Source organism: Paenibacillus sp. FSL H7-0326 (assembly GCF_001955535.1).
Lineage (GTDB): Bacteria > Bacillota > Bacilli > Paenibacillales > Paenibacillaceae > Paenibacillus > Paenibacillus shunpengii.
In genome coordinates this window covers 1,258,947-1,281,554 of record NZ_MPVN01000001.1, presented here as the reverse complement: position 1 = coordinate 1,281,554, position 22,608 = coordinate 1,258,947, and the positions used below count along the sequence as shown (strand labels likewise).

At 45.0% G+C, this 22,608-nt stretch carries 23 protein-coding genes; 17 read left to right on the top strand and 6 right to left on the bottom strand.

The annotated features are described in order from the left end of the window. Window positions 1-60: 60 nt before the first annotated feature. Together BK126_RS06170 and BK126_RS06165 are read right to left on the bottom strand one after the other, a co-directional pair. Window positions 61-1,914, bottom strand: a complete 1,854-nt coding sequence (locus BK126_RS06170; RefSeq protein ID WP_076311759.1) for an ABC transporter ATP-binding protein — start codon at window positions 1,912-1,914, stop codon at window positions 61-63. Further along, window positions 1,907-3,643, bottom strand: coding sequence for an ABC transporter ATP-binding protein (locus BK126_RS06165; RefSeq protein WP_076311758.1), 1,737 nt, complete (start codon window positions 3,641-3,643; stop codon window positions 1,907-1,909). The genes BK126_RS06170 and BK126_RS06165 overlap by 8 nt, the downstream gene beginning before the upstream one ends. A 329-nt stretch (window positions 3,644-3,972) precedes the next feature. Between BK126_RS06165 and BK126_RS06160 the strand changes: the two genes are divergently transcribed. From BK126_RS06160 to BK126_RS06095, 14 genes are all read left to right on the top strand, one after another. Beyond that, a complete protein-coding gene (locus BK126_RS06160; protein ID WP_076311757.1) occupies window positions 3,973-5,454 on the top strand; it encodes an alpha-N-arabinofuranosidase in 1,482 nt (493 codons plus the stop codon). 18 nt (window positions 5,455-5,472) lie between these two features. Then, window positions 5,473-5,754, top strand: coding sequence for a DUF6171 family protein (locus tag BK126_RS06155; protein ID WP_076311756.1), 282 nt, complete (start codon window positions 5,473-5,475; stop codon window positions 5,752-5,754). A 489-nt stretch (window positions 5,755-6,243) separates the two neighbouring features. Continuing rightward, window positions 6,244-6,825 (top strand): DJ-1/PfpI family protein, encoded by a 582-nt coding sequence (locus BK126_RS06150; protein WP_076311755.1) that lies wholly within the window; start codon window positions 6,244-6,246, stop codon window positions 6,823-6,825. A 152-nt stretch (window positions 6,826-6,977) separates the two neighbouring features. Beyond that, window positions 6,978-7,706: an FAD-dependent thymidylate synthase gene (thyX, locus tag BK126_RS06145; RefSeq protein ID WP_076312566.1), complete on the top strand. Its 729-nt coding sequence runs from the start codon at window positions 6,978-6,980 to the stop codon at window positions 7,704-7,706. A gap of 1 nt (window position 7,707) precedes the next feature. Beyond that, on the top strand, window positions 7,708-8,133 hold the full coding sequence (locus BK126_RS06140; protein WP_076311754.1) for a GNAT family N-acetyltransferase: 426 nt from the start codon (window positions 7,708-7,710) through the stop codon (window positions 8,131-8,133). 25 nt (window positions 8,134-8,158) lie between these two features. Continuing rightward, window positions 8,159-8,989, top strand: coding sequence for a nucleotidyltransferase domain-containing protein (locus BK126_RS06135; RefSeq protein ID WP_076311753.1), 831 nt, complete (start codon window positions 8,159-8,161; stop codon window positions 8,987-8,989). A gap of 128 nt (window positions 8,990-9,117) precedes the next feature. Beyond that, complete coding sequence (locus BK126_RS06130; protein ID WP_076311752.1) at window positions 9,118-9,462, top strand: SdpI family protein; 345 nt, start codon at window positions 9,118-9,120, stop codon at window positions 9,460-9,462. A gap of 13 nt (window positions 9,463-9,475) precedes the next feature. Next, a complete protein-coding gene (locus BK126_RS06125; protein WP_076311751.1) occupies window positions 9,476-10,117 on the top strand; it encodes a histidine phosphatase family protein in 642 nt (213 codons plus the stop codon). A gap of 248 nt (window positions 10,118-10,365) precedes the next feature. Then, window positions 10,366-10,842, top strand: a complete 477-nt coding sequence (locus BK126_RS06120; protein WP_076311750.1) for an NUDIX domain-containing protein — start codon at window positions 10,366-10,368, stop codon at window positions 10,840-10,842. 76 nt (window positions 10,843-10,918) lie between these two features. Further along, window positions 10,919-11,539, top strand: coding sequence for a class I SAM-dependent methyltransferase (locus tag BK126_RS06115; RefSeq protein ID WP_256702718.1), 621 nt, complete (start codon window positions 10,919-10,921; stop codon window positions 11,537-11,539). A gap of 122 nt (window positions 11,540-11,661) precedes the next feature. Then, complete coding sequence (gene rnhA / locus BK126_RS06110) at window positions 11,662-12,309, top strand: ribonuclease H (RefSeq protein ID WP_076311748.1); 648 nt, start codon at window positions 11,662-11,664, stop codon at window positions 12,307-12,309. Window positions 12,310-12,401: 92 nt separating this feature from the next. Continuing rightward, the gene (locus tag BK126_RS06105) at window positions 12,402-13,184 is read left to right on the top strand and encodes a Cof-type HAD-IIB family hydrolase (RefSeq protein WP_076311747.1); all 783 of its coding nucleotides are present in this window, start codon (window positions 12,402-12,404) and stop codon (window positions 13,182-13,184) included. A 215-nt stretch (window positions 13,185-13,399) separates the two neighbouring features. Next, window positions 13,400-13,888, top strand: coding sequence for a hypothetical protein (locus BK126_RS06100; protein ID WP_076311746.1), 489 nt, complete (start codon window positions 13,400-13,402; stop codon window positions 13,886-13,888). After that, the gene (locus BK126_RS06095; protein WP_076311745.1) at window positions 13,857-14,345 is read left to right on the top strand and encodes an NUDIX hydrolase; all 489 of its coding nucleotides are present in this window, start codon (window positions 13,857-13,859) and stop codon (window positions 14,343-14,345) included. The genes BK126_RS06100 and BK126_RS06095 overlap by 32 nt, the downstream gene beginning before the upstream one ends. A gap of 17 nt (window positions 14,346-14,362) precedes the next feature. Here BK126_RS06095 and BK126_RS06090 read toward each other — a convergent pair whose 3' ends face one another. After that, on the bottom strand, window positions 14,363-15,805 hold the full coding sequence (locus BK126_RS06090) for an amino acid permease (protein WP_076311744.1): 1,443 nt from the start codon (window positions 15,803-15,805) through the stop codon (window positions 14,363-14,365). Window positions 15,806-16,047: 242 nt separating this feature from the next. Here BK126_RS06090 and BK126_RS06085 point away from each other — a divergent pair, with 242 nt between their 5' ends. The 3 genes from BK126_RS06085 (at window position 16,048) to BK126_RS06075 (ending at window position 18,906) form a co-directional block, all read left to right on the top strand. After that, window positions 16,048-16,470 (top strand): VanZ family protein, encoded by a 423-nt coding sequence (locus BK126_RS06085; protein ID WP_256702717.1) that lies wholly within the window; start codon window positions 16,048-16,050, stop codon window positions 16,468-16,470. A gap of 170 nt (window positions 16,471-16,640) precedes the next feature. After that, window positions 16,641-18,107: an N-acetylmuramoyl-L-alanine amidase family protein gene (locus BK126_RS06080; RefSeq protein ID WP_076311743.1), complete on the top strand. Its 1,467-nt coding sequence runs from the start codon at window positions 16,641-16,643 to the stop codon at window positions 18,105-18,107. Window positions 18,108-18,264: 157 nt separating this feature from the next. Further along, the gene (locus tag BK126_RS06075; RefSeq protein ID WP_076311742.1) at window positions 18,265-18,906 is read left to right on the top strand and encodes a hypothetical protein; all 642 of its coding nucleotides are present in this window, start codon (window positions 18,265-18,267) and stop codon (window positions 18,904-18,906) included. Window positions 18,907-18,973: 67 nt separating this feature from the next. Here the strand turns inward: BK126_RS06075 and BK126_RS06070 are convergent, their stop codons facing one another. The 3 genes from BK126_RS06070 to BK126_RS06060 all read right to left on the bottom strand — a co-directional run bounded on the left by BK126_RS06070 (window position 18,974) and on the right by BK126_RS06060 (window position 22,515). Continuing rightward, a complete protein-coding gene (locus BK126_RS06070) occupies window positions 18,974-20,602 on the bottom strand; it encodes a type 2 periplasmic-binding domain-containing protein (protein ID WP_076311741.1) in 1,629 nt (542 codons plus the stop codon). A 65-nt stretch (window positions 20,603-20,667) separates the two neighbouring features. Next, window positions 20,668-21,537, bottom strand: coding sequence for a carbohydrate ABC transporter permease (locus BK126_RS06065; RefSeq protein ID WP_076311740.1), 870 nt, complete (start codon window positions 21,535-21,537; stop codon window positions 20,668-20,670). Between the two features lie 15 nt (window positions 21,538-21,552). Next, the gene (locus BK126_RS06060; RefSeq protein ID WP_076311739.1) at window positions 21,553-22,515 is read right to left on the bottom strand and encodes an ABC transporter permease; all 963 of its coding nucleotides are present in this window, start codon (window positions 22,513-22,515) and stop codon (window positions 21,553-21,555) included. Window positions 22,516-22,608 lie beyond the last annotated feature (93 nt).

Genomic DNA, 22,608 nt, shown 5'->3' with positions numbered 1-22,608 from the left:
AGAGCGTGTGCTTTTTTATGTGATGCGCTATAAATCTAACTTAATTATAGAGCTTATATGTCAGATGGCTTGATGGAATTGGCTGGTGAACAGCTTGTAATAACGGCCTTCCGGTCCGATTGCGAGCAGCTCCTCATGAGTTCCTTGCTCAACAAGGCATCCATTCTCCATGTAAAGAATACGGTCGGCATCTTGAATCGTACTGAGACGGTGAGCAATTACAAAGCTGGTTCTGCCTTGCATCAACGTCTTCATCGCTTCTTGAATATACATCTCGGTTCTAGTATCGACACTGCTCGTGGCCTCATCCAATATCAGTATAGCCGGATTCGCAAGTATAGCTCGAGCGATCGTGAGCAGCTGACGCTGACCATGACTTAGGTTGCCGCCTTCTGCACTAAGCTTCGTATCGTAGCCGTCCGGTAATCTGCGGATAAATGGATCGGCATTTGCCATTACGGCTGCCTGCTGGATCTCTTCATCTGTTGCATCCAATCTGCCAAAGGCGATGTTGTCTCGAATCGTTCCGGAGAACACATGCGCATCCTGCAGCACCATACCGAGCTGCTTGCGAAGATTCTTCTTATCCAGCGAACGAATTGATCTGCCATCCACTAAGATATCCCCGCTCGCTGTTTCGTAAAAGCGGGTAAGCAAATTGACGATGGTCGTTTTGCCTGCTCCAGTCGGTCCAACAAGGGCGATCTTCTCTCCGGGATGAGCTTCAAAGCTGATGTCCGTTAGAATCGGCTTCTCCGGTTTGTAATGGAAGTTTACTTGATCAAACTTAACAGAGCCTTGGATATTTGTAGGGGTCTTGCCGTGATCCTGCTCATCCTCATACTCAGATTTCAGATCCATAATCTCAAATACTCGCTCAGCCCCAGCTACCGCAGATTGTATCAGGTTATACTGATTGGCAAGCTCTGAGATCGGTCGGCCAAACTGCTTGGAATAGTTCAGGAAGCTCACAACAATCCCGACAGACACCATCTCATTCTGAAACACCATCCATCCGCCTACAGCAGCAATAAGCGCAAAGCTTAAGTTATTGATGACATTCATGAAGGGGCCCATCATACCTGATACGATCTGAGCCTTAATTCCAACCTTGTTAAGCTGTTCGCTAATGTCCTTGAATCGTACGGTTTCCTGTTCTTCCCGCCGGTAGAGCTTGACGACCTTTTGACCGCTGATCGTTTCTTCAATCATGCCGTTTAACTGGCCGAGCTGCTGCTGTTGTCCCTTAAAATAAATACGGGTGTACTTCACAATCTGACGGGTTGAGATCAGGACGAGTGGAATGCTGATTAGTGCGACGAGTGTTAGCGGCACGTTCAGGCTGAGCATAATCACTAAGGACCCGATAAGGGTAACGAGACTGTTCAGCAGCTGAGTGACACTTTGATTCAGTGTGTTGGACACGTTCTCGATATCATTCGTCGCCCGGCTCATCAGCTCACCATTGTTCCGAGTGTCAAAGAATTGAACCGGGAGGTCCTGATATTTGCCGAAGAGATCATTTCTAAGATGAAGTACCGTTTTTTGCGATACACTGGTCATGACATATGACTGAATCCAGGTAACGATACTGCCTAACAAGTATAAGGCCAGCATAATCATGCATAAACGAATTAGTCCTGTATAATCTCCAGGAACAATATAATCATCGATCGCCACCCCGATTAAATAAGGTCCAGCCAAAGCGATGAGTGCACTTAGTATGGTGAACAGGTAGACGATAAGCAAGGCAGACCGCTGCTTGTTCAGATAATTCCATATTCGCTTGATGGTTGCAGCCGTATTTTTGGGTCTTACTTTAATTGAGCCGGCGGGCTGTCCGCCGGCAGGTCCTCGTGGCCCCGGCCCGGGCATGGCAAAAGCGGGTTTGTTCAATTGCTGCTTATCAGACATAAGATGATTCCTCCTTACGCTGAGAGCGATAAATATCCTGATAGACTTGGCTCGTCAGCATCAGCTCTTCATGAGTACCCATGGCAGCGATGGCCCCTTGGTCCAGCACAAGAATCTGATCTGCCCGCATGACGGATGAGATCCGCTGAGCAATAATCAGCCTTGTCGTATTCTTCATTTCGGTCTCTAGAGCCTGCTGAATTCGAGCCTCCGTCTTCAAATCTACTGCACTGGTGCTGTCATCCAGAATTAATATGGATGGATTGGTGAGGAGTGCTCTGGCTATAGATATCCGCTGCTTTTGTCCGCCGGACAAATTGATCCCCCGTTGTCCAAGCTGCGTATCGTATCCATGCTCCAGCTGCTGGATAAATGGATCAGCTTCTGCAGCCGTTGCCGCCCGCAGGATATCATCTTCGGAAGCATCCGGATTTCCATAGCGGATATTATCCCGAATCGTACCGCTGAAGAGAAGAGCCTGCTGCATGACCATGGCTACTTCCTGTCTGAGGTAGTTAAGATCAAGCTGCTGGACATTCACACCGTTCACCAGAATTTCTCCACTGCTAGCTTCATATAAACGCGGAATCAGACTGACGAGCGAGGATTTGCCTGATCCTGTAGCCCCGAGTATGGCCAGAGTCTCTCCTGGCTGGACGGTGAAGCTGATATTTCTTAATGTCAGGTCACCGCCATTAGAGCTGTAGGCAAAAGATACATCTTTGAATTCAACACTGCCGCGCTTAGCTTGATCTGGATCGACAGGAGCTGAAGGATTCATAATTTCGGATTGGGTCTCCAGCACTTCATTTACCCGATCAGCCGATACTTTGGCACGCGAGACAAAAGCGAGCATGTTACTTAGCATCAGCATGGACATCAGGAGCTGGGTCACGTAATTGATAAATGCAATCAGCTTACCGATCTCGAGCCCGCCGCCCCAGTGCTGCAAGCCGCCAAACCATAATACGGCAACAATGCTGAAGTTAAGAATGAGCGTCATCAGCGGCATGTTAAGTGCCATCAGTCGATTGGCGCGAATCGCCGCGTCGGTATATTCCTCATTTGCGTTTCCGAATCTTTGCTGCTCATGACCTTTACGAACAAATGCCTTGATTACACGAATGCCGGATAAATTCTCCTGAAGCACCGTATTAACGCTATCCAGCTTGGCCTGCATTTTGGTAAAGAGCGGGAAAGAACGCTTCATCAATATAAAAAGGATGAGAAAGAGTGCAGGTACGGATACGAACAATATCGTGGTCAAGCTTGGACTGAGCAGTATAGCCATTACAAGGCTGCCTACCAGCAGCAGCGGCGTCCTGACAAAAGTACGAAGAATCATCTGCACAAAGGTTTGGAGCTGAACAACGTCATTCGTCAGACGGGTAATAAGTGATCCTGTTTTCAGTACATCCAGATTGAGAAAGGAGAAGGATTGAATACGTTCAAACAGTTTAATTCGCAGATCCTTGCCAAAGCTCTGGGAAGCGATACTGGAAAATATGCTGCACCCCGCGCCGCCAATCAGCCCGATCAGTGCTACTCCAATCATCAGCAGTCCCGTATCCCGGATATGGGCAAGATCGTTTTTCATAATGCCTTCATCAACGATGCTCGCCATTAGTCGCGGCTGGAGAAGATCCATGCATACTTCAAGCAGCATTAGAAGCGGAGCAAGGATGCTGGCCGCAAGATAAGGCCTCAAAAATGGAAGCAGTCTGGACATAAAATTCACCTTTCAATGTGTTTTAATCGTTATTTTATTCTAAATATACAGATCTGCTGTTAACTTATACGATATATCGTTACTTGTCAATTGACTCTTTCCTGTTTTTAATTAACAGGATCCTTTTGTGCAAATTCAGATTCAGAATGGGGATATGTCTTCAAGTAGGTTGTATGGCTCACTATATATTGGATTAATGAAAATATAATTTCTATAAACATTAAAATAAGCGTTTACACATTAATAAAATTAGGTTTATTATGGATACATAGTTGGATAATTAAATTCAATGGATTTATTATTTTATTAATTCAATCGGAGGTAATTACATGGTTAAAGTCGTTGTACATACGGATGTTCGAAAGAGTCAGATTAACAAAAATATCTATGGTCAATTCTCGGAGCATCTGGGACGCTGCGTATATGAGGGCATCTGGGTGGGTTACGATTCACCGATACCGAACACGGATGGGATTCGTAATGATGTAATTGGAGCACTTAAAGAATTACAGGTTCCTGTGCTTCGCTGGCCGGGTGGCTGCTTCGCCGACGAATATCATTGGCAGGACGGAATCGGTCCTTATGAGAACCGTCCTCGGATGCTGAATACACATTGGGGTGGAGTAGAAGAGAATAATCATTTTGGCACACATGAGTTTATGCGTTTGTGCGAGCTGATCGGAGCCGAGCCTTACATCTGCGGCAATGTGGGAAGCGGGACCGTTTATGAAATGCAGCAATGGGTCGAATACATGAATAACGGGGGTCAATCCCCGATGGCGAGTCTGCGGGCACAGAACGGAAGAGAAGAGCCGTGGAATGTGAAGTACTTTGGTGTCGGCAATGAAAGCTGGGGCTGCGGCGGTAATATGAGACCGGAATACTACGCGGATCTGTATCGTCGTTATGCGACGTATGTACGTAACTACACTTCTGAGTCGGTTTACAAAATCGCTTGCGGACCGAATACAGCAGATTACCACTGGACGGAAGTGCTCATGCGGGAAGCGGGCAAATTTATGAATGGGCTGAGCCTTCATTATTACACAACCGGCACAGGCATCTGGGAGAAGAAGGGCAGTGCAACCGGATTTACGGCAGAGGATTGGTTTACGACTTTAAAAGCTACATTATATATGGAAGAGCTCATTGTTAAGCATTCTGCCATCATGGATAAATATGATCCTGAGAAAAAGGTAGGTCTCATCATTGATGAGTGGGGCACATGGTTTGAGGTTGAGCCAGGGACCAATCCGGGCTTCCTGTATCAGCAAAATACACTGCGCGATGCACTTGTAGCAGGTATTAATCTTAACCTGTTCCATGAGCATTCTGATCGTGTCCAAATGACGAACATCGCGCAGATCGTTAACGTGCTTCAGGCGATGATTCTGACAGAAGGTGCAAATATGGTACTTACACCGACGTATCATGTGTTTAACATGTTTAAGGTGCATCAGGACGCACATCTGCTGCAAACCCATTATGTGAGCCCTTCCTATTCCAATGGAACAGATGAGATTCCGCAGCTGAGCATCTCCTCATCGGTAGATGCGAATGGACATATTCATGTCTCTGCTTGTAATCTCAGCCATGCGGATTCCCTTACGGTAGATTTGGATCTGGTAGGCTTAAGCGGAGTAGAGATCAGTGGTCAAGTACTGACAGCAAGTGAGCTTGATGCTCACAATTCCTTTGGCAGCCCAGAGCAAGTAGCGCCAAAAGCATTGGAAGGAATCACTGTAGAACAGAACTCGGTGCGATTCTCACTTCCTGCCGCTTCCGTGGCGGTGATTAAGATCGTTTCTTAAGAAAGGGTGACTTCTAAGATGGCGACGAGATCTGAAACGGAGCTCTGCAAGGGCTGTACCGCAAGCGTTCATGTCAGTGAATCTGAACTGGAGCAGCTGGAGGAGGCTTATACCGAGAGCAATACAGGTAAGGAAGAAGCCAGCCGCGAGCTATACCGAGAGCGCCTTGCTGCATGCAGGAGCTGTGACGGCTTCATGTATGGAACGACCTGCCGATATTGCGGCTGTCTCATTCCATTGAAGGCGAAGGTGCTGGAGGCGACATGTCCTTATCCGTTTGAGCCTAAGTGGGAGAGGTAAATACAGGCCAAGGGAAGCGTCGAGGGCCGGCTCTTGGGTGCTTCGTCAACGAATGCTCAAGTACGATCGTTCTTGGCATGGAATGATAGGATTGGATTTTAAGATGTAATCATTCCAGGCCAAATACGAACGCTGGCGCTTCTCCCTCTGAGCATTTCGTTTCCTTCGCATATGAGCCGGCTTGAAAGGGTGCCCCCACCTATCCGAGGAAGTGGGGGAGAGTAAATAGGTCCGATACTGCATTGCTTGGCGAAGCAGAGGTCGGACCTTTTTATTTTGAGTTGGACCTGCTGTAGAAGGCTCCATCAACGAATGCTTGGGTTCGATCATTTTGCCATTGGTGATTCTTGACCCTCATCATTGGTGAATGTACATTGATGAGGTTTCAAAACCACCTTTTGAGTTATGAAATGATGCAAATAATACAAATTAACCTATAATAAAGGTGTAGTGCCTTTTCCAGATCATTATTTGAGAGAGGTGTTCGATGTGAAGATAGCTATGGTAGTGTTCAATGGCATGACTTTTTTGGATTTTATCGGTTTTTATGATGTAATCTCCAGATTAAAATCTTGTACAGAAACGAATGACACCACATGGGACATATGCGGAGTTCAGCAGGAAGTTAGTGATGAGCATGGAATGACGGTGAAGGTCACGAAAGTAAAACCCGATTTAAAGGATTATGATATGGTATTTGTTCCCGGGGGATCAGGAACAAGAACCCTCCCATCCAATGATGAGTTTATGAATTGGTTTAAAGGAGCGGCAGACACGAAGTTCAAGGTGTCCGCATGCACAGGCTCATTACTACTTGGAGCCGCTGGCTTTTTGACGGATAAGAGGGCGACAACCCATCCATTTCATTATGATCTGCTTGCTCCTTATTGCAAAGAAGTCGTTAAATGCCGGCTGGTACGGGATGGACATGTCATTACCGGCGGAGGGGTAGCCGCTTCCATTGATCTTGGTCTGTATGTGCTGGGTCTCTTTGTTCGAGATGAACAGGTCCAGCAGATCAGAAAGCAAATGGATTACCCTTATAGACAACGCGATATCGTAACGGCTTAGCATTCCAATCAAAAATGGTGCTGATTAAAAACTAGGAATGAACACCTCTTTTGTACAAGCAAAGGAGGTGTTTTTGATTTCAAAAATGAGCTGGAACGAGAATGGGAAATCCAGTAAAATGTGAGGATAAAGCAGAGAAAGAAGGTATATTCATGTCATTTGAACAAGTGCTGGACAAAGGCTACGTCAGGCTGGTGAATCATATGGGCTCTGACCTGACCATTGTCAACGCGGCTAGAGTATCCTATGCGAAGGAGTCTACCACATTATCAGATCGAGATGTCCGGCTTGTTCAGTTTCTGGCAAGAGAGGGACATACCTCTCCGTTTCGGCACGTGATGCTTCAGTTTGAGGTTTATGCCCCTCTCATGGTAGCCAGACAGTGGTGGAAGTATGTTATTGGGTCTAGTCATATGGAAGGAACAGGGGATAGTATGGAGGCCTGGAACGAATCCAGCCGCAGGTACATAACGGAAGAACCGGAATTCTACATTCCACAACATCATGAGTGGAGGAGTGCACCGGAGAATTCGAAGCAAGGCAGCGGAGCATCGCTAACGACCGAAGAAGGAACGAAGCTGACTCAGGAGTTAATAGATTACATAGAGCTGGGGGTACAAAAATATGAGGAAGCACTTAAGAGAGGGGTGTGTGCCGAGCAGGCCAGACTGTTCTTGCCTTCATACGGAATGTACATCCGCTGGTATTGGACGGCATCTCTTCAGTCCGTGTGTCATTTCCTGAACCAACGTCTGATGCATGATGCTCAAAAAGAAATACAGCTGTATGCCAAAGCCATTTTGAATTTATGTGAACCCCTTTTTCCGTATGCACTTAAAGAGATGGTTGACCTGGACAGCATAACAGTGGAGGAAGCTTAATATGATTGAATTTCGTAAGATGGTAATAGAAGACTATGAGGAGAGCTTCGCTCTTTGGAATAGGACAGAAGGGATGGGACTCAGTAGTGCGGATTCCAGGGAGTCTATACAGCTGTACCTCGAGCGGAATCAAGGCTTCAGTCAGGTAGCGGTGAACAATGGAAGGATCATTGGAACACTGCTCTCCGGTCATGACGGAAGAAGAGGATATCTGTATCATTTAGCAGTGGAGCCTGGATTTCGGGGACAATCCATTGCCAAAAATTTAGTTCGCCATGCTATAGCATTACTGCGGGAAGCAGGCATACAGCGTGCGCATATTATGGTGCTCGACTCGAATGAGGCGGGAAAGGCTTTTTGGTCTCGTATGGGCTGGACCGGGCGTGACGATGTTCTTCTTCGTTCTTCTGACACGGATGTAGAATGATGCTGCTGAACAGGAGGCGTGCAGAATGATTCAATCGGACTTGCATAGTTATTTATTTGCCATAGCACAAGAGAAGTCAGAGAGCATAAAGAATCATGTGCCTGATATTAAAGCGATTGCTGTTACAGGTTCAGTTGCTTCCGGGTTTGTCTATCCTTCCTCAGATATTGATATTATCGCCTATGTAGAAAACACCATTTCTGATCAGTTAAAAAAGTATGTAGATCAAGATCTTCAGATCTGTCAGGGCAAGATCATAGCTGTAACGGAAGAAGTTCTGGCCGTCAATTATTGGGTGCATCAGATCAAATGTGAAGTCGTATATTTCTCTGAAAGATTTGTCTGTCGTAAGCTGGATTCATTGCTAGAAGATTATGATATTAGTTTGAACACTCATACGGTTGCGACTGGCCTCCTTAAGGCTAGAACATTATATGATCCTGTGGGATTAATCAAAGGCTGGAAAGCTAGGCTGAGTCAATATCCAGAGGAACTTGCAACTGTTTTAATAAAATCAAATCTCGATTTTTTCCCCGAGCCAGTGCTTAAAGCATCCTATATGGAACGAAGTGATCATTTATACGTAATAGAAGGGAAGCTTCGAAACCAAGATAAGCTGCTGTCCATTTTGTGCGGATTAAACCGAATGTATCATCCGGGAAAATGGAAAAGTGTGCGGCAAATTTATGAGCAGATGAGCATCAAACCAATTAACTTGGAACATCGGATGAATATGGTGTGGCAGCTGCCTATGGAAGAGTCCATCGAGCTGCTGTCGGAGCTCATCTACGAAACGTTGGATTTGATTAGGATACACAGGCCCGATATAGATATAACAAGCGTTATAAATGATTAACAGAGGTTCTGGTAATGGCAGCTTCATGCTAAAATGGAGTTATCGCCTATGCAGTTATCCAGTAGATAATTGACGGCAAAGTTCAGCAAAGAGCTCCTCTAACTTAAGCAGTGAAAAGGAGGGTGCCTATGGATGTGGAGAATCTTGTGGTGTTTAGCTTTGTTGGGGTTATATTTATCATTCTAGGACTATTCATGCGAATCAGACCTCCTAAACGAATGAACCACATTTATGGTTATCGGACGAATCGTTCCATGAAAAGTGAACGCATGTGGAAGGAAGCCAATCGTTATAGTGCAGTCTGGATGGTCGGAATAGGTATCTTCTATATTATTATCGGTTTGTTTGTATCCAGGTTTGTTCGCGGTATGGAGGGCTTTGGCATTCTGGTCGGACTTATGCTGATGTTCAATCTGCTCCTGTTTGTGGTCGTCGAACGCAGACTGAAGGAATTAGAAGATAGAACCTACTAAATGGAGGAACAATATGTCAGTTACGACGATATACATCGTAAGGCACGGACAGACAGAATGGAACGTGCTGGGCAAAATGCAGGGACATCAAGACTCGCCGTTAACGGAGCTCGGAATCCGTCAAGCACGCTGGCTCGGTGAAGCGCTCGTTGAGCAGCCTATTGATGCAATCTACACAAGCTCAAGCGGCAGAGCAGTTCATACTGCAGAGCTGATCCGCGGCTGCCGCGAGATACCTATGAATCTAACGGATAACTTGAGGGAAATGAATCTGGGGCTATGGGAAGGCCGAACCGGAGACGAGCTGAAAGTGGAGGAGCCGGTGAAGTACCAGCTATTTTGGGAGGAACCGGAAGTGTTCGCTGCAGACGGTGGAGAAACCTACATCGAAACGATGACCAGAGCGCAGCAAGAACTGAAGCATATTCTAAACGTAAATCAGGGAAAGACGGTTCTTATCGTAACCCACACGGTAGTGGTTAAGCTGCTGATGACATGGATCGAGCAGCGCTCGCTTGATACGTTATGGGATTTGCCTTATATTCACCCTGTTTCCCTGTGCAAGATTGTATTTGATGAAGAGAACAAGCCTGAAGTCATGCTTCATGCGGATATTTCACATTACCCTGAGACAGCCGGAATGAATGGTACCTAGATAAAGGAGCAGATGCAATAGTGCACTGCTTCTTTTTATTTAGTATCTCAGCAATTGAATCAATTTCATAAAAAAATAAAAATAAATTTTGAAAAAATCAAACTATTCCCTGACCAGGCTTGTTATTATATTTACGAATGTCTTTTACTGTAGGCATGGATAGAACGGGTTTGAGAGAAGCTATGTATGGTGTGGGACAAAAGGACCCGATTTTCATTCAGTCGCTTTGTATTTAAGGAGGAATAGTGATGATGATATCCTATGAACATGAATCGATTCAATATCACACAACAACAGGGGGAATAATCATTCACGAAGGCAAAGTGCTGCTGCAAAGAGAACGAAACCAGCCTTATTGGTTTTTGCCTGGAGGCAGTGTAGAGGCTGATGATTCTCCGGAGTACACGATTGGTAAGATGATATATGAATGGCTTGGTGTACCTGTCATCAGTGAACAGCAGGTATGGCTGATCGAGAATGTGATTGAATTGCCGATCTCGCCGACGATACAAATTCATGAGTCAGGAATGTTTTTCCTGTTAGAGCTTCCCCTTAAGCATCCGATCTTCAAAAAGACATGCGAGTTTGCAGGAGCGAACAAAGATTACGTGTACAAATGGATTCCGCTGGATGAATTAGAGCGGCATTGGGTTGTGCCTGAATTTGTTGTTCCTGAGTTGAAAGATATTAATACTGCCAATGGCATCAAACATATCGTGAGCTGAGCGAAGTATGAAGAACAGTGGCCTAGACTTGAATCGTATTATATTTATTGGGCGTTCATATGAAGAATATGAACACATGTTTCAATTTTCTAACGATGACATTGCATCAAAGCGTATTTTGGATTGTCCAGGCGGAGCTTGTTCCTTTACGGCTGTTGCGAATCAACGTGGAGGTAAGGCGAAATCCGTGGACATTGCCTATGCTTATTCATGGGATATCCTGTATGCCAAAGGCAAAGAAGATATCAAACATGCGATAGAGCAAATGTCTAAGGCTCAGGATCAGTACAAATGGAATTATTTTTCCAATTTGGCCGATCTCTTAGACCATCGAACCCATGCTCTTGACTTAAGTACAACAGATAGGCGAGCAAATCCAGAGAATTACATAGAGGCGGCACTTCCTCAGTTACCCTTTCAAGATAAGCAGTTTGATCTGATATTAAGTGCACATTTTTTGTTCATGTATGGTGAGCGTTTGTCTCTTCAATTTCATCTAGATACATTACAAGAGATGATGAGAGTGGCTGAAGAGGAAATTCGGATTTATCCCATTATTCAGCTGGATGGCAGGAGATATCCATTACTAGATGAAGTCCTTTCATATGTAGATAGAGAAGGATGGACGAGTGAGCTAGTTAATGTATCTTACGAATTTCAGCGTGGAGCGAACCAAATGCTTAAATTATCTAGGTGATAGGTCATATAAGGACACTCGAGTTCAATAACTTCTGGAACTTAGGTGTTCTTTTTTTGCATCCAAGGCTGTAAGAAGGTATTGTAGATAATAACGTGTTAGGGAATGATATGGAGGAAAATATGGCGAAGCAAAAGTATTATGTGGTATGGGAAGGAAAAACACCCGGGATCTATACCAGCTGGCCAGCATGCCAGCAGCAGGTGAACGGAGTGACCGGTGCAAAATATAAAGCATTTGAATCCAAGGCAGAGGCTGAAAAAGCTTATACAAGCGGATGGAAAGGCATATGGGGGAACACCGCGGGCAAATCTCAAGGCAGTGTCAGCAGCAAGGGGGCATCTGCTGAGGCAATTGCCTCTGAAATCGATTACGATAGTATATCTGTGGACGTAGGAACAAGAGGCAATCCCGGACCGATGGAGTATAAGGGTGTAGACACCCGGACAGGAGCTGTCTTGTTTAGTGTGGGTCCTATTCCGAATGGGACGAATAATATTGGAGAGTTCCTTGCCATTGTACATGCTCTGGCGTATTTACAGCAGCAGGGCAGCAGCAAGACTATTTATAGTGATTCTGTGAATGCAATGAAGTGGGTCAGGCAGAAGAAGGCTGCAACGACACTGAAGCGGGATACTTCCACCCAGCAGATTTGGGATATGATTGATCGGGCCGAGAAATGGCTTGCCACCCATACTTACAATAATAAAATACTGAAGTGGGAAACCAAAGCGTGGGGAGAGATTAAGGCTGATTACGGGAGAAAATAAACATGCTGCATTTGCCTTGCACCTGACGATAACAAGCGAAAATTGTACTTAATACACACAACAACACAGCAGCGATGGAGGATGTTACAACCATGACCTATAAAGTAGTGTTTTTTGATATCGATGGAACATTAGTCAATGATGAGAAGGTAATTCCACAAGATACGATCGAGGCGATCAACGAATTGAAGGCAAAAGGGACTGACGTCTTTATTGCTACCGGAAGAGCACCGTACTATTTTACGAAATATATGTCCCAGCTGGGTATTGATTCTTTCATTAGTCTTAATGGTTCTTATGTTGTCTATAAAGGCGAGATGATATATTCGCATCCTATACACACGAACACACTTGAGAGATTGGAGAACAGCGCTCTGTCGTACAATCATCCCATTGTCATGCAGGGAGCTGAGGCTGGATTCTCCAATATGGAGCTTCACGAGTTCATAGCCGCTTCCTTTCAAACGCTTCAAGTTGAAGTACCGGGGTACAAGACAGGTTACTGGAAGGAAGCTCCAATCTACCAAGCACTCCTGTACTGCCAGGAGCATGAAGAGCATTTGTATACGGCGAAGGAAGCGGGTTATGACGATCTTCATTTTGTTAGATGGCATAAGTATGCAATGGATGTCATTCCGGCAGGTGGTTCAAAAGCTAAGGGAATTGAGGCGGTCCTTAAGCATATCGGACGATCCAAGGAAGAGGTTGTTGCCTTTGGCGATGGCTTGAATGATGTGGAAATGCTGTCTTATGTCGGACTTGGAATTGCCATGGGGAATGCGAACGATGAGGTTAAATCCTATGCCAATCATGTGACAAGCTCGGTAGACGAGAAGGGCATCCGTAGAGGACTGGAGTATGCAGGCTTGCTGTAATCTAACCCAATATGTTGAGATGAGAGAAGATGGATCCGAACAGGGATCCGTCTTTTTTTGTATTTTCTTACTCGTGAAAAAATTATGAATGCTATTTATTTCAGGTTACACAAGTCCTATAAGTAAACTCCATTTCTCATCACAATAAGACAGCAGGTAGCAGGTGTGTTTGCGTTTTTACTAAAAAATTTAACATATAAGGGGAGAACCATTACATGAAAAAGTGGATATATATGTTATTATGGTTGATAACCTTATTCATCTTCCTATGGGATTGGATTGAAAGTCCGCGTCCCTTCGACGATGCTGAGATGGTAAGCAGGTTAACCGGAGCTCAAGCTGGAGATCGTATTGAATTAGAAGAACTAACCCCATTTTCTTGGGAAGAGCTGTACATATTCGGTCCTTATCTAGATCCTTCGTCAATTGATGTTCGCAATATGGATGAAGTGCCTGATGCTGTTCAATATTTAGACTCCATAACGCTGCTTGTCTTTGTCCAGAATAACACAGCAATACGCTATATCGAGCTGTCACGTTCAGCTGGCGACTTTGAGATGGGCTCGTACGAGCGAGCCATCAAGCAGAAGAGTGCTGTATTTATACGAAATAAAGACTCGAGGTTATGGAAGCTGGATGATTTTAGAGAATATCTCGAGAAGGAGGATGACCATGTTCTACGTCAACGCAAGAGCTTTTGTTGAGCGGGACAGCAAGCAAGGAACTGAGCTTGTTATTCAGAGCCGCAACAAACCCGGGCAGGAATGTCTTGAACTCCCTGGAGGCAGAATCGAGCTGTACGAACCGATTTATCAAGCGCTGATCAGGGAAGTGGAAGAGGAGACCGGGCTTAAGGTGACTCGCATTGAGGGCGCTTCCAAGCGAATCGACACGACCGGTATTAATCCTGACTTTGAAGTAGAGGTTGTCGAGCCCTTTTGTGCCCATCAAACAACGAAGGGCCCCATTGATTCGATAGGAATGTATTTTATATGCAAGGCGGAAGGGAAGCTCCTCGAAGCAGGAGATGAATCGCTGAACCCGGCCTGGATAAACGTAAAGAATATCGCCTCCATGATGGAACAGAATCCTCTTCAGTTTTCGGATATCGACCGGGCAGCCTTGATGTTCTATCTGAAGCATAGAGTCGTTCGTGATTGACTGTGGCTTATCCCATTTTATCGATTTTGTTTTGCTTTTCTGACTCGGGCAGGGAAGCGATGCCGATCTTTCTTTAACTGTTCAATGAGATGTTTATCCGTCTTGTGTTTCTGATTACTTTTTCCTTTGTCACTCCAGATCTTGCTGTGCATAAACCAGGTAATCAACCCAATACAGGCGATGAACAAGAAACTGATCCAGAAACCGGGCCGGCTTGTGCTATGAAACAATGTTCCTGTTATGGCAAGCAGGATGAGAAGGATGCCACCGTATCTCTTGATCTGTCCAAATGTAGTAAGCTTCAGAAGCTTGCCGGCGGTGATAAGGATAAAAGTCCAGTTAAATAGAAGCATCAGGCCAGCGGCCGTAGTGACATATTCGTACAGTGTGCCTGGAAGCAGCAGTGCCAGAACGATGGATGCACATAGTGCTGCTGCAGTCATTCCAAACGAGTAAACCGGGAAACGCTTCTTCACCTTTTTGGCAAAAAGAGGAGGGGCGTCTTTGTCTTGTGCAAGCGTGATGAGCATGGTCGTTACCGCGTACAGGGATGCAACCATCGTAGAAAACCCAGCAACGATTAGGACCCCATTCATAATATGTGGTACAAAAGGAAGTTGATATGTGTCCAAAGCTTGGATAAAAGGACTTTCCTTCGTACCAAAACCACGCCATGGCGCGATGGATACGACCAGGAACAACGAGATAATGTATATGATCGCCAGCAGAAGGATCATCGTTCTGCCGGCTTTTGGCGCTTCTTTCGGCTCCTTTAATCGGAGTGCCATGAGCCCCATGACCTCAATTCCTCCAAAAGCATAGAACGAAAATAGAAGCGCTGCCCATGCGCCCGTCAGACCGTTAGGGAATAAGGTGCCGACAGATACCGGCATTTGCGGTTCTATGCCTCCCGACAGCCAGCCGAATAAGGCTGCAGCTCCGAGAACGATGAACATGAGGATTGCGGCGATTTTGATAACGGCTGCTACACTCTCCAGTGGATCAAACAGCTTATTTCCAATGATCACTACAATGAGTCCCAATATTGCAAATCCAGAAGCAAACATCCATACAGGAATTTGGGGGAACCAGAAGCGGGAGAACAGGGAGAGTGCAGTCAACTGACTTCCCATAATGAGCAGCTCAGAGCACCAATAAGCCCAACCACTGCTGAAGCCTGCCCAGCGCCCATAGGCTTTTTTGGCATAGGATCGGAAAGATCCCTGTTCCGGTGAATTAGCGGTCATTTGTGCGAGCACATCGAATACACAATATGTTCCTGCGGCAGCCAGCAGAAAAGTCAGGAGAACAGAAGGTCCCCCTATTTTAATGGCAAGTGCAGAACCAAGAAAATACCCTGTACCAATGGTACAAGCTACTCCAAGCAGAGACAGCTGCCACCATTTAAGGTTTTGCCCGCTCTTGGCTTGATCGTTTGCGCTTTCTTTGCAGCTGCTCATCTAAGAAGCTTCCTCCTCCGTGTCACATATCTTTTCTCAATCGTGTTTTAATATGGTGCTGGTGACGAGAAATGATACATGTATTTGTTTCATGTCTAATTTTCTCGAAAAGAAATAGAAAAAATGGTCTGAATCAATTGGCAAAATATTGTAATTCGTCTATGATAGAGCATAGGCAGGAAAATTCAGCAGTTTTCGGGAATGTTGTCGTTAAATCTTATACTGTCAAGAGGTGCGGCATCGTGCAACGGACAACCATGGTACGTATTCTTCTTATAACATACAGTTTGCTGCTCCTATATTTCATGTTTGCAGGCTTTAATCGCTCGGTCCACCTCGATTACCGCTATAATATGGTTCCTTTTCATACGATATCAAAATATTTGGCGAATGTGTCAGCACGTAATCTATTAGACACACTCATTAATTTAGTCGGCAATGTCGCCGTGTTCATTCCTTTTGGATATTTAATCTCCGCTGCCTTTCCGAGCAGGTGGAGCTTCTCCAAATTTCTATTGCTATTTACTGCACTTATTATCATGCTGGAGACCGCCCAAATGCTGCTGAGAGTCGGAACAGGGGACGTTGATGATCTGTTCTTGAACGTCATAGGCGGATTGCTCGGCTATGGAATCTACCGTTTCTTCACAAATGAAGGTAATTAACCGATAAATGTAGTATTTACTTCGTCTTTCTAAACTTCGAAAAATAAAGAACGGATCATGCAACAAATCATGCAACAAATCATGCTAAATCGCGTTTTTAATAGTAGATGATGTAAAAGGATGCAGGATGCTGGTGATTTTACAAGACGACCAAAAGGATGTGTGAGAGTTTGAAGAGGATTTTGCTGTTTATGTTGTTTTTTGTAGGGTTGTGGGTGCTTCCCGGTTTAAGTCATGCGGAGGATGGACAAGCGAGTATCTATCTGAATGACAAGAAGCTCGGCGGTTCAGACAGTTCCAAGGTTGAGATCATTAATAAATCAGTAATGATTCCAATCCGTATGGTTGCCGAAGAAATGGGATACACAGTCGGTTGGGAACAGAAGACAGGAACGGTCACAATACAGCAAAATGGCACCGTCATCAAGATGGTCATCAATGATAAGAATGCTCTGGTGGACAACCAGTCGGTTATTCTCGATAATGCGCCTGTCATCAAGAGCAAGACAACGCTTGTGCCGCTGCGCTTCGTAGGTGAGCAGTTTGGCTTGCATGTAGGCTGGGATAACAAGACGAAGACAGCTAGCTTGAAACAAATTACCGGTTCAGGAGGAGGAAGTCAGCCTCCAGCAGGATCGGGCAATGCGGGTCAAGGCGAAGAGGGAACGATCAATCAAGGGCTAGCACAGATATCTGGGATTAGTTTCAGCGAGAACAGGCTGCTCGTTGCAACTAGCAGTACGGTCACCCCGAGAGTGTTTACCATGAGTGGACCGGATCGCATTGTCGTTGATCTACCGAATACGGAATTTGCTGCAAACTTTGGTAACGACCTGAATGCACAAGCATCGGGTTCCATACAAGTCACGGATTATCCGATGGTATCACAGATTCGATACGCTTTATTCAGTACAGATCCTTCAACCGTTCGAATCGTATTGGATATGAACGAGGTTACCGGATACAAGGTAACACAAGAGGGGACAAGCCTTCTGATCCTCGATTTGAATCACGATACGAATCATCCAGACCCTGTAATACCGGAGACGCCATTGCCTGAGACACCAGGAACGGGAACAGGTAATAATACAGGTTCAGGCAAAAAAATCGTCGTTCTGGATGCGGGACATGGAGCGCATGATGGAGGAGCAGTTGGAATCACAGGTAAACTTGAAAAAGATTTTACCTTGTCACTCACCTTGAAAATTGAAGCTCTGCTCCAGAATAATTCGAGTATCGAAGTCATCATGACGAGAGATGGCGATACGTATCCGGAGCTTGTGGAGCGGGCAGAGATAGCGAATAATGCAAATGCAGATGTTTTCATTTCAGTTCATGCAAATTCGGTCGCGGGATCTCCTTCTGCCAGCGGCACCGAGACTTATTATAAGAAAAGTGAAGATAAAGCACTCGCGGATATTATTCATAAGCATATGATCAAGGCAACAGGCCTTAAGGATCGGAAAGTAAAATCAGCGAATTTATCTGTACTGCGGAACACAGATATGCCTGCAGCCCTTCTCGAGGTCGGTTTCTTATCGAATAAAGCAGAAGAAGCAATCTTGTTTGATGAGGACTTCCAGGACAGAGTTGCGCAAAGCATTGCAGACGGAATTAAAGAGTATTTGAAATTATAACTAATATAGCATTGGCTAAAAGGAGGCATCTGCTCACGAAGCAGATGCCTCCTTGCATTCGATTATATTCATTTATGTTGTTTAATAAAATGGATTCAATTATTTTCCAGATTGCGATATAATGGGTTGTGATATTGTGGAAAGCGAGGTGTAGTTCGTGGAACATCATACTTTTTATGAAGAATCATATTGGGGTACAGATGTACGGATCAGACAAACGACACAGGGCTCAGACACACTTGTTATCTTTCTCCCTGGACAGAACTACTCCTGTGAACTGCCCGTTCTGCATTATGCTGTTCAGAGCGCAATTGAACAAGGATTGGATGTATTGTTAATGGAATACGGGTTTCAAAGCGCTCGTGTTGCTCTGGAGCGCGAGCAGCGATCAATTCTTGAGGAGGAAGTATTAGAGACCGTGCAGCACTACAGTGAAGGTTACGACAAGCTGGTATTCGTAAGCAAGAGCTTGGGAACATTACTGGCAGGTTATGCTTCACAGCATATTGAAGCTCAGCACATTTCGCATCTATTTCTTACTCCGCTTGACGGTACGCTGGATTATATTGTACGTTCTTCAGGACTCGTTATTTACGGGACAAAGGATTCATTGTTCAGTGAGGAGAGCAGAGCTAAGCTGGAAGCATATGCCTCAACTCAATTGGATATTATTAAAATTGCAGATGCTGGACATGGCTTGGAGGTAACAGACGTTAAGAAATCTGTAGCGCATTTAAGTCAACTGGCAGGAGCTTATACCAATTTCTTTGATACAATTAAGAATTCAGCTTATTCATAAATAGAAGCAAATTATAAGAGGGAGCAGCCGGAATTCCGGCTGCTCCCTTTTGATAACCCTTTGTTTATTAACGTGCTTGATAGCGTTCGTAGGCATCCTGATTGATCTTGATGACCTCTTCAATTCCCATACCTTTAATCGTTTCTACAAACTGTTCAAAGTTCGTGAGGGGTTCGTCGCCTAAGATGAACTTGGTCATCATTTCATCCAGATAAGTGGTTACCTGACCCATAATCTGGGCTTCTTTTCGCGCCTCTTCCTCCGTTTTACGCAGAGTCGGAAGTGCCAGGGAGTAATCGGCCTCCATCCAGACCTTATTGGCTTCTTGCTGCTGCTCAAATGCCATCAGACCATCCAAATAACGTGTATCCTGATTCATCGGTCCATCCATAATGGACAGCGCATAACCAGCCAGTGCTTGATCGTAAGTCAAGCCATCTGGATTTTTAAGAATGGTATCGGTAAATTTAATGCTGTCACCCTCGACAGTATAGCTTTCACCTTCAATACCGAAGTTGAACAGATCGTGACCTTCAGGACTGTAATTGTAATCCATCCACTGTACGATGGCTTTAATTTTGTCTTCATCCGCAGAAGTTGTAATGGCTTCTCCATACGTGAGGACTTTCGTATCGAAACGGAAGGTACTGCGAGAGATGCCTTCAGCATCCTTAGGCCAAGGAGCTCCAACAAGATCGAATTCTGGATCATCTGCCATCAGATTAAGATACTTCGCCATACCGCTGAATACACCACCGTAATACGCCCCAGCTTGATGGTTGGTTATTTTATAGTCAAATGCTTTACCGTCATTGGTCATAATTTCAGGATCGATTAGACCTTCCGCATACCATTTCTGCATGGTCTCAAGGAAGTCTTTGAACCCTGGCTGAATGGGACCGTATTCCACCGTATCTCCGTTAAGCTGGAAACCGCCAAGAACCCCAAAGGAAGGTGCGAAATCATACAATTTGCTCATATTGCCGGGACCCCAATTCGCAGTGAAGGGGAGCTCATCCTTCTTGCCATTGCCATTTGGATCCTCTTCCCGGAAAGCCTTCAGCACCGTGTACCATTCATCAATCGTTGTAGGCGTTTTCAAATTCAGTTTCTCAAGCCAGTCCTTACGAAGAACTATACCCGTCGTTGCATTCAGCTTTACTGCATCCGTACGAAGATAGGGGAACATGAAGATGGTCCCATCATCTAGTGAGATTTGTTTGCGGACAACCTCATCCTCTTCAATAATCTTCTTCAAATTAGGTGCATAGAGATCAATGTATTCATTCAGTTTGATAATTCTTCCGTCTGCGAGCAGCTTCTCTGGTCCTCCAGATACGTCAGCCCAGTTGTAATAGATTACGTCAGGCAGCTCATTTCCTGTAACGAGCAGGTTGAACTGGTCCTTTTGCTGTCCGAGGGGAGGATGCGTGAAGTTTACTTTGATGCCGGTTCTTTTTTCTTTCTCCTGATAAGCCTTCACATCTGTAAATCCGTTGCCAGAAGCAATCTTGGCATCATTTGCACGCCAATAGTTGATCGTCATCGGCTCTTCAACGATCGGAAGTGGTATTTCCGTAATGGCTTGCTCGCCTTCTTCAGGCGCAGGACCATCTGCACTCTCTGACCCTCCGCAGCCGGCTAATAGTCCCGTAGTCATCACCGCGGTTAACATTAAGGACAAGAACTTTTTCATATGAACCCTCCTTGATTATCTATAGATTAAAGCGGCAGCAAATAAGCGATGGGTATGCGCCAGCTTTATTCTTTAATGGCTCCGATGAGTGCTCCTTGAACGAAATATTTCTGGATGAAAGGATAGATCATCAGAATCGGAAGCGTAGAGATAATAATCGTTGCATATTTGATATTCTCACCGATTGCAAATCCCGTATCGTTCGCAGAACCCATGGCTTCCGTGCTGTTACTGAGCAAGATATCTCTCAGCACAATTTGAATTGGATACAACTCCTGTGATCTCAGATAGAGAAGCGGACCCATAAAATCATTCCAGTGGTCTACCGCGTAATACAGGGTCATAACAGCAAGAATCGGTTTAGATAATGGAACGACAATTTGCAGAAGAATTCTGAAATCATTGGCCCCGTCAATTTTGGCGGATTCAATCAGTCCAAGCGGAATGTTCATGAAATTCGTACGCATGATGATAAAGTTGAACGTATTAATTGCTGCGGGAAGGATCATTGCCCATCTTGTATCCAGCAGACCTAAATTTTGAATAAGCAGGAAGGTTGGGATCATCCCTCCGCTAAAGAACATAGTGAATGTAATCAGCTTCATGAAGAAGCTGCGTCCGTATAAGTCAGGTCTCGACAGCGCATAAGCTGCTAGTGTAGTCATCACCAGGTTGAGGGCAGTACCGACAATCACATAGAACAATGTGTTTAAGTAACCGCTGTAGATCTTTGGATTCTGGAACACTTTGGAGTAGGCCTCAAAAGATAAACCTTCAGGGATCAGCATGAGTGAGCGGCTGGCCAGCAGCTGTTCCGGATCACTAATGGAAGAGTTGAAGATGTAGAGCATCGGATACGCGCACAGCAGCATAATCAGAATGAGCAAGATATAGTTGATGCTGTCAAAAATATGTTCACCAAATGATTTTTTCATCTTATGCACACCTCTCTACCACAGACTGGTTTCATTAGCTTTGCGGCTGATATAGTTCGCGCCGAGTAAGAGGGCAAAGTTAATGATTGAATTAAACAAACCTATAGCAGTGGAGTAGGCTTGATCCCCAAGCAGCATCCCTTGTCTGTACACAAAAGTCGATATGACATCAGAGGTCTCATAAGTGGCTGCCGTCTGCATTAATAGAATTTTTTGAAAGTCTGCATTCATAATGCTGCCCATACGCAGGATGAGGAGCACGACAATCGTGGGCATAATACCCGGCAGCGTGATGTGCAGGAGCTGTCTCCAGCGGTTAGCACCGTCCATTTTGGCTGCTTCATACAGCTGAGAGTTAATTCCAGCTAGTGCTGCGAGGAAGAGAATGGATGCCCACCCTGCGCCCTGCCACACATTAGACAGAATGTACAGCGGTCTGAACATGTCCTTATCTGTGAAGAACATAATAGGTTCAAAGCCAAAGAAGCCGCGGACGATGTTAAATAAGCCGCCGTCCAAAGAAGAGAAGGTCTTGAGCATACCAACGACAACGACAACGGATATGAAGTGAGGTAAATAACTGACCGTCTGCACTGCATTCTTGAAGTAGCGATTACGAACCTCATTCAGTAATAGTGCAAGAATAATCGGAGCAGGGAAACCGATTACGAGACTTAGCACGCTCAGAATTAGGGTATTGCCCATCAAACGCCAGAAATTATAGCTCTCAAAGAACATCGTGAAATTCTCAAATCCAATCCAATTGCCGCCCATGATCCCTTTAGCAGGACTATACCCGCTCTGGAAGGACAGCAGTATTCCGTACATCGGTCCGTAACAGAAAATAAGGTAGAACAAGAGAACGGGAACAAGCATCAGATATACATATTTATTACGTATAATCTCTCTTTTTAAAAAGTGAAACTTGCTCTTGGTTTGTACGGTTTGTTTCACCGCCAAGGGATTATTCATTCCCATGGTTCAATTCCTCCCCTAGTTATGTACGACATTAAACTCAAATGAACCTTAATGAACAGGTCCGATGTAAATAGATACTAAATTCAAGCGCTT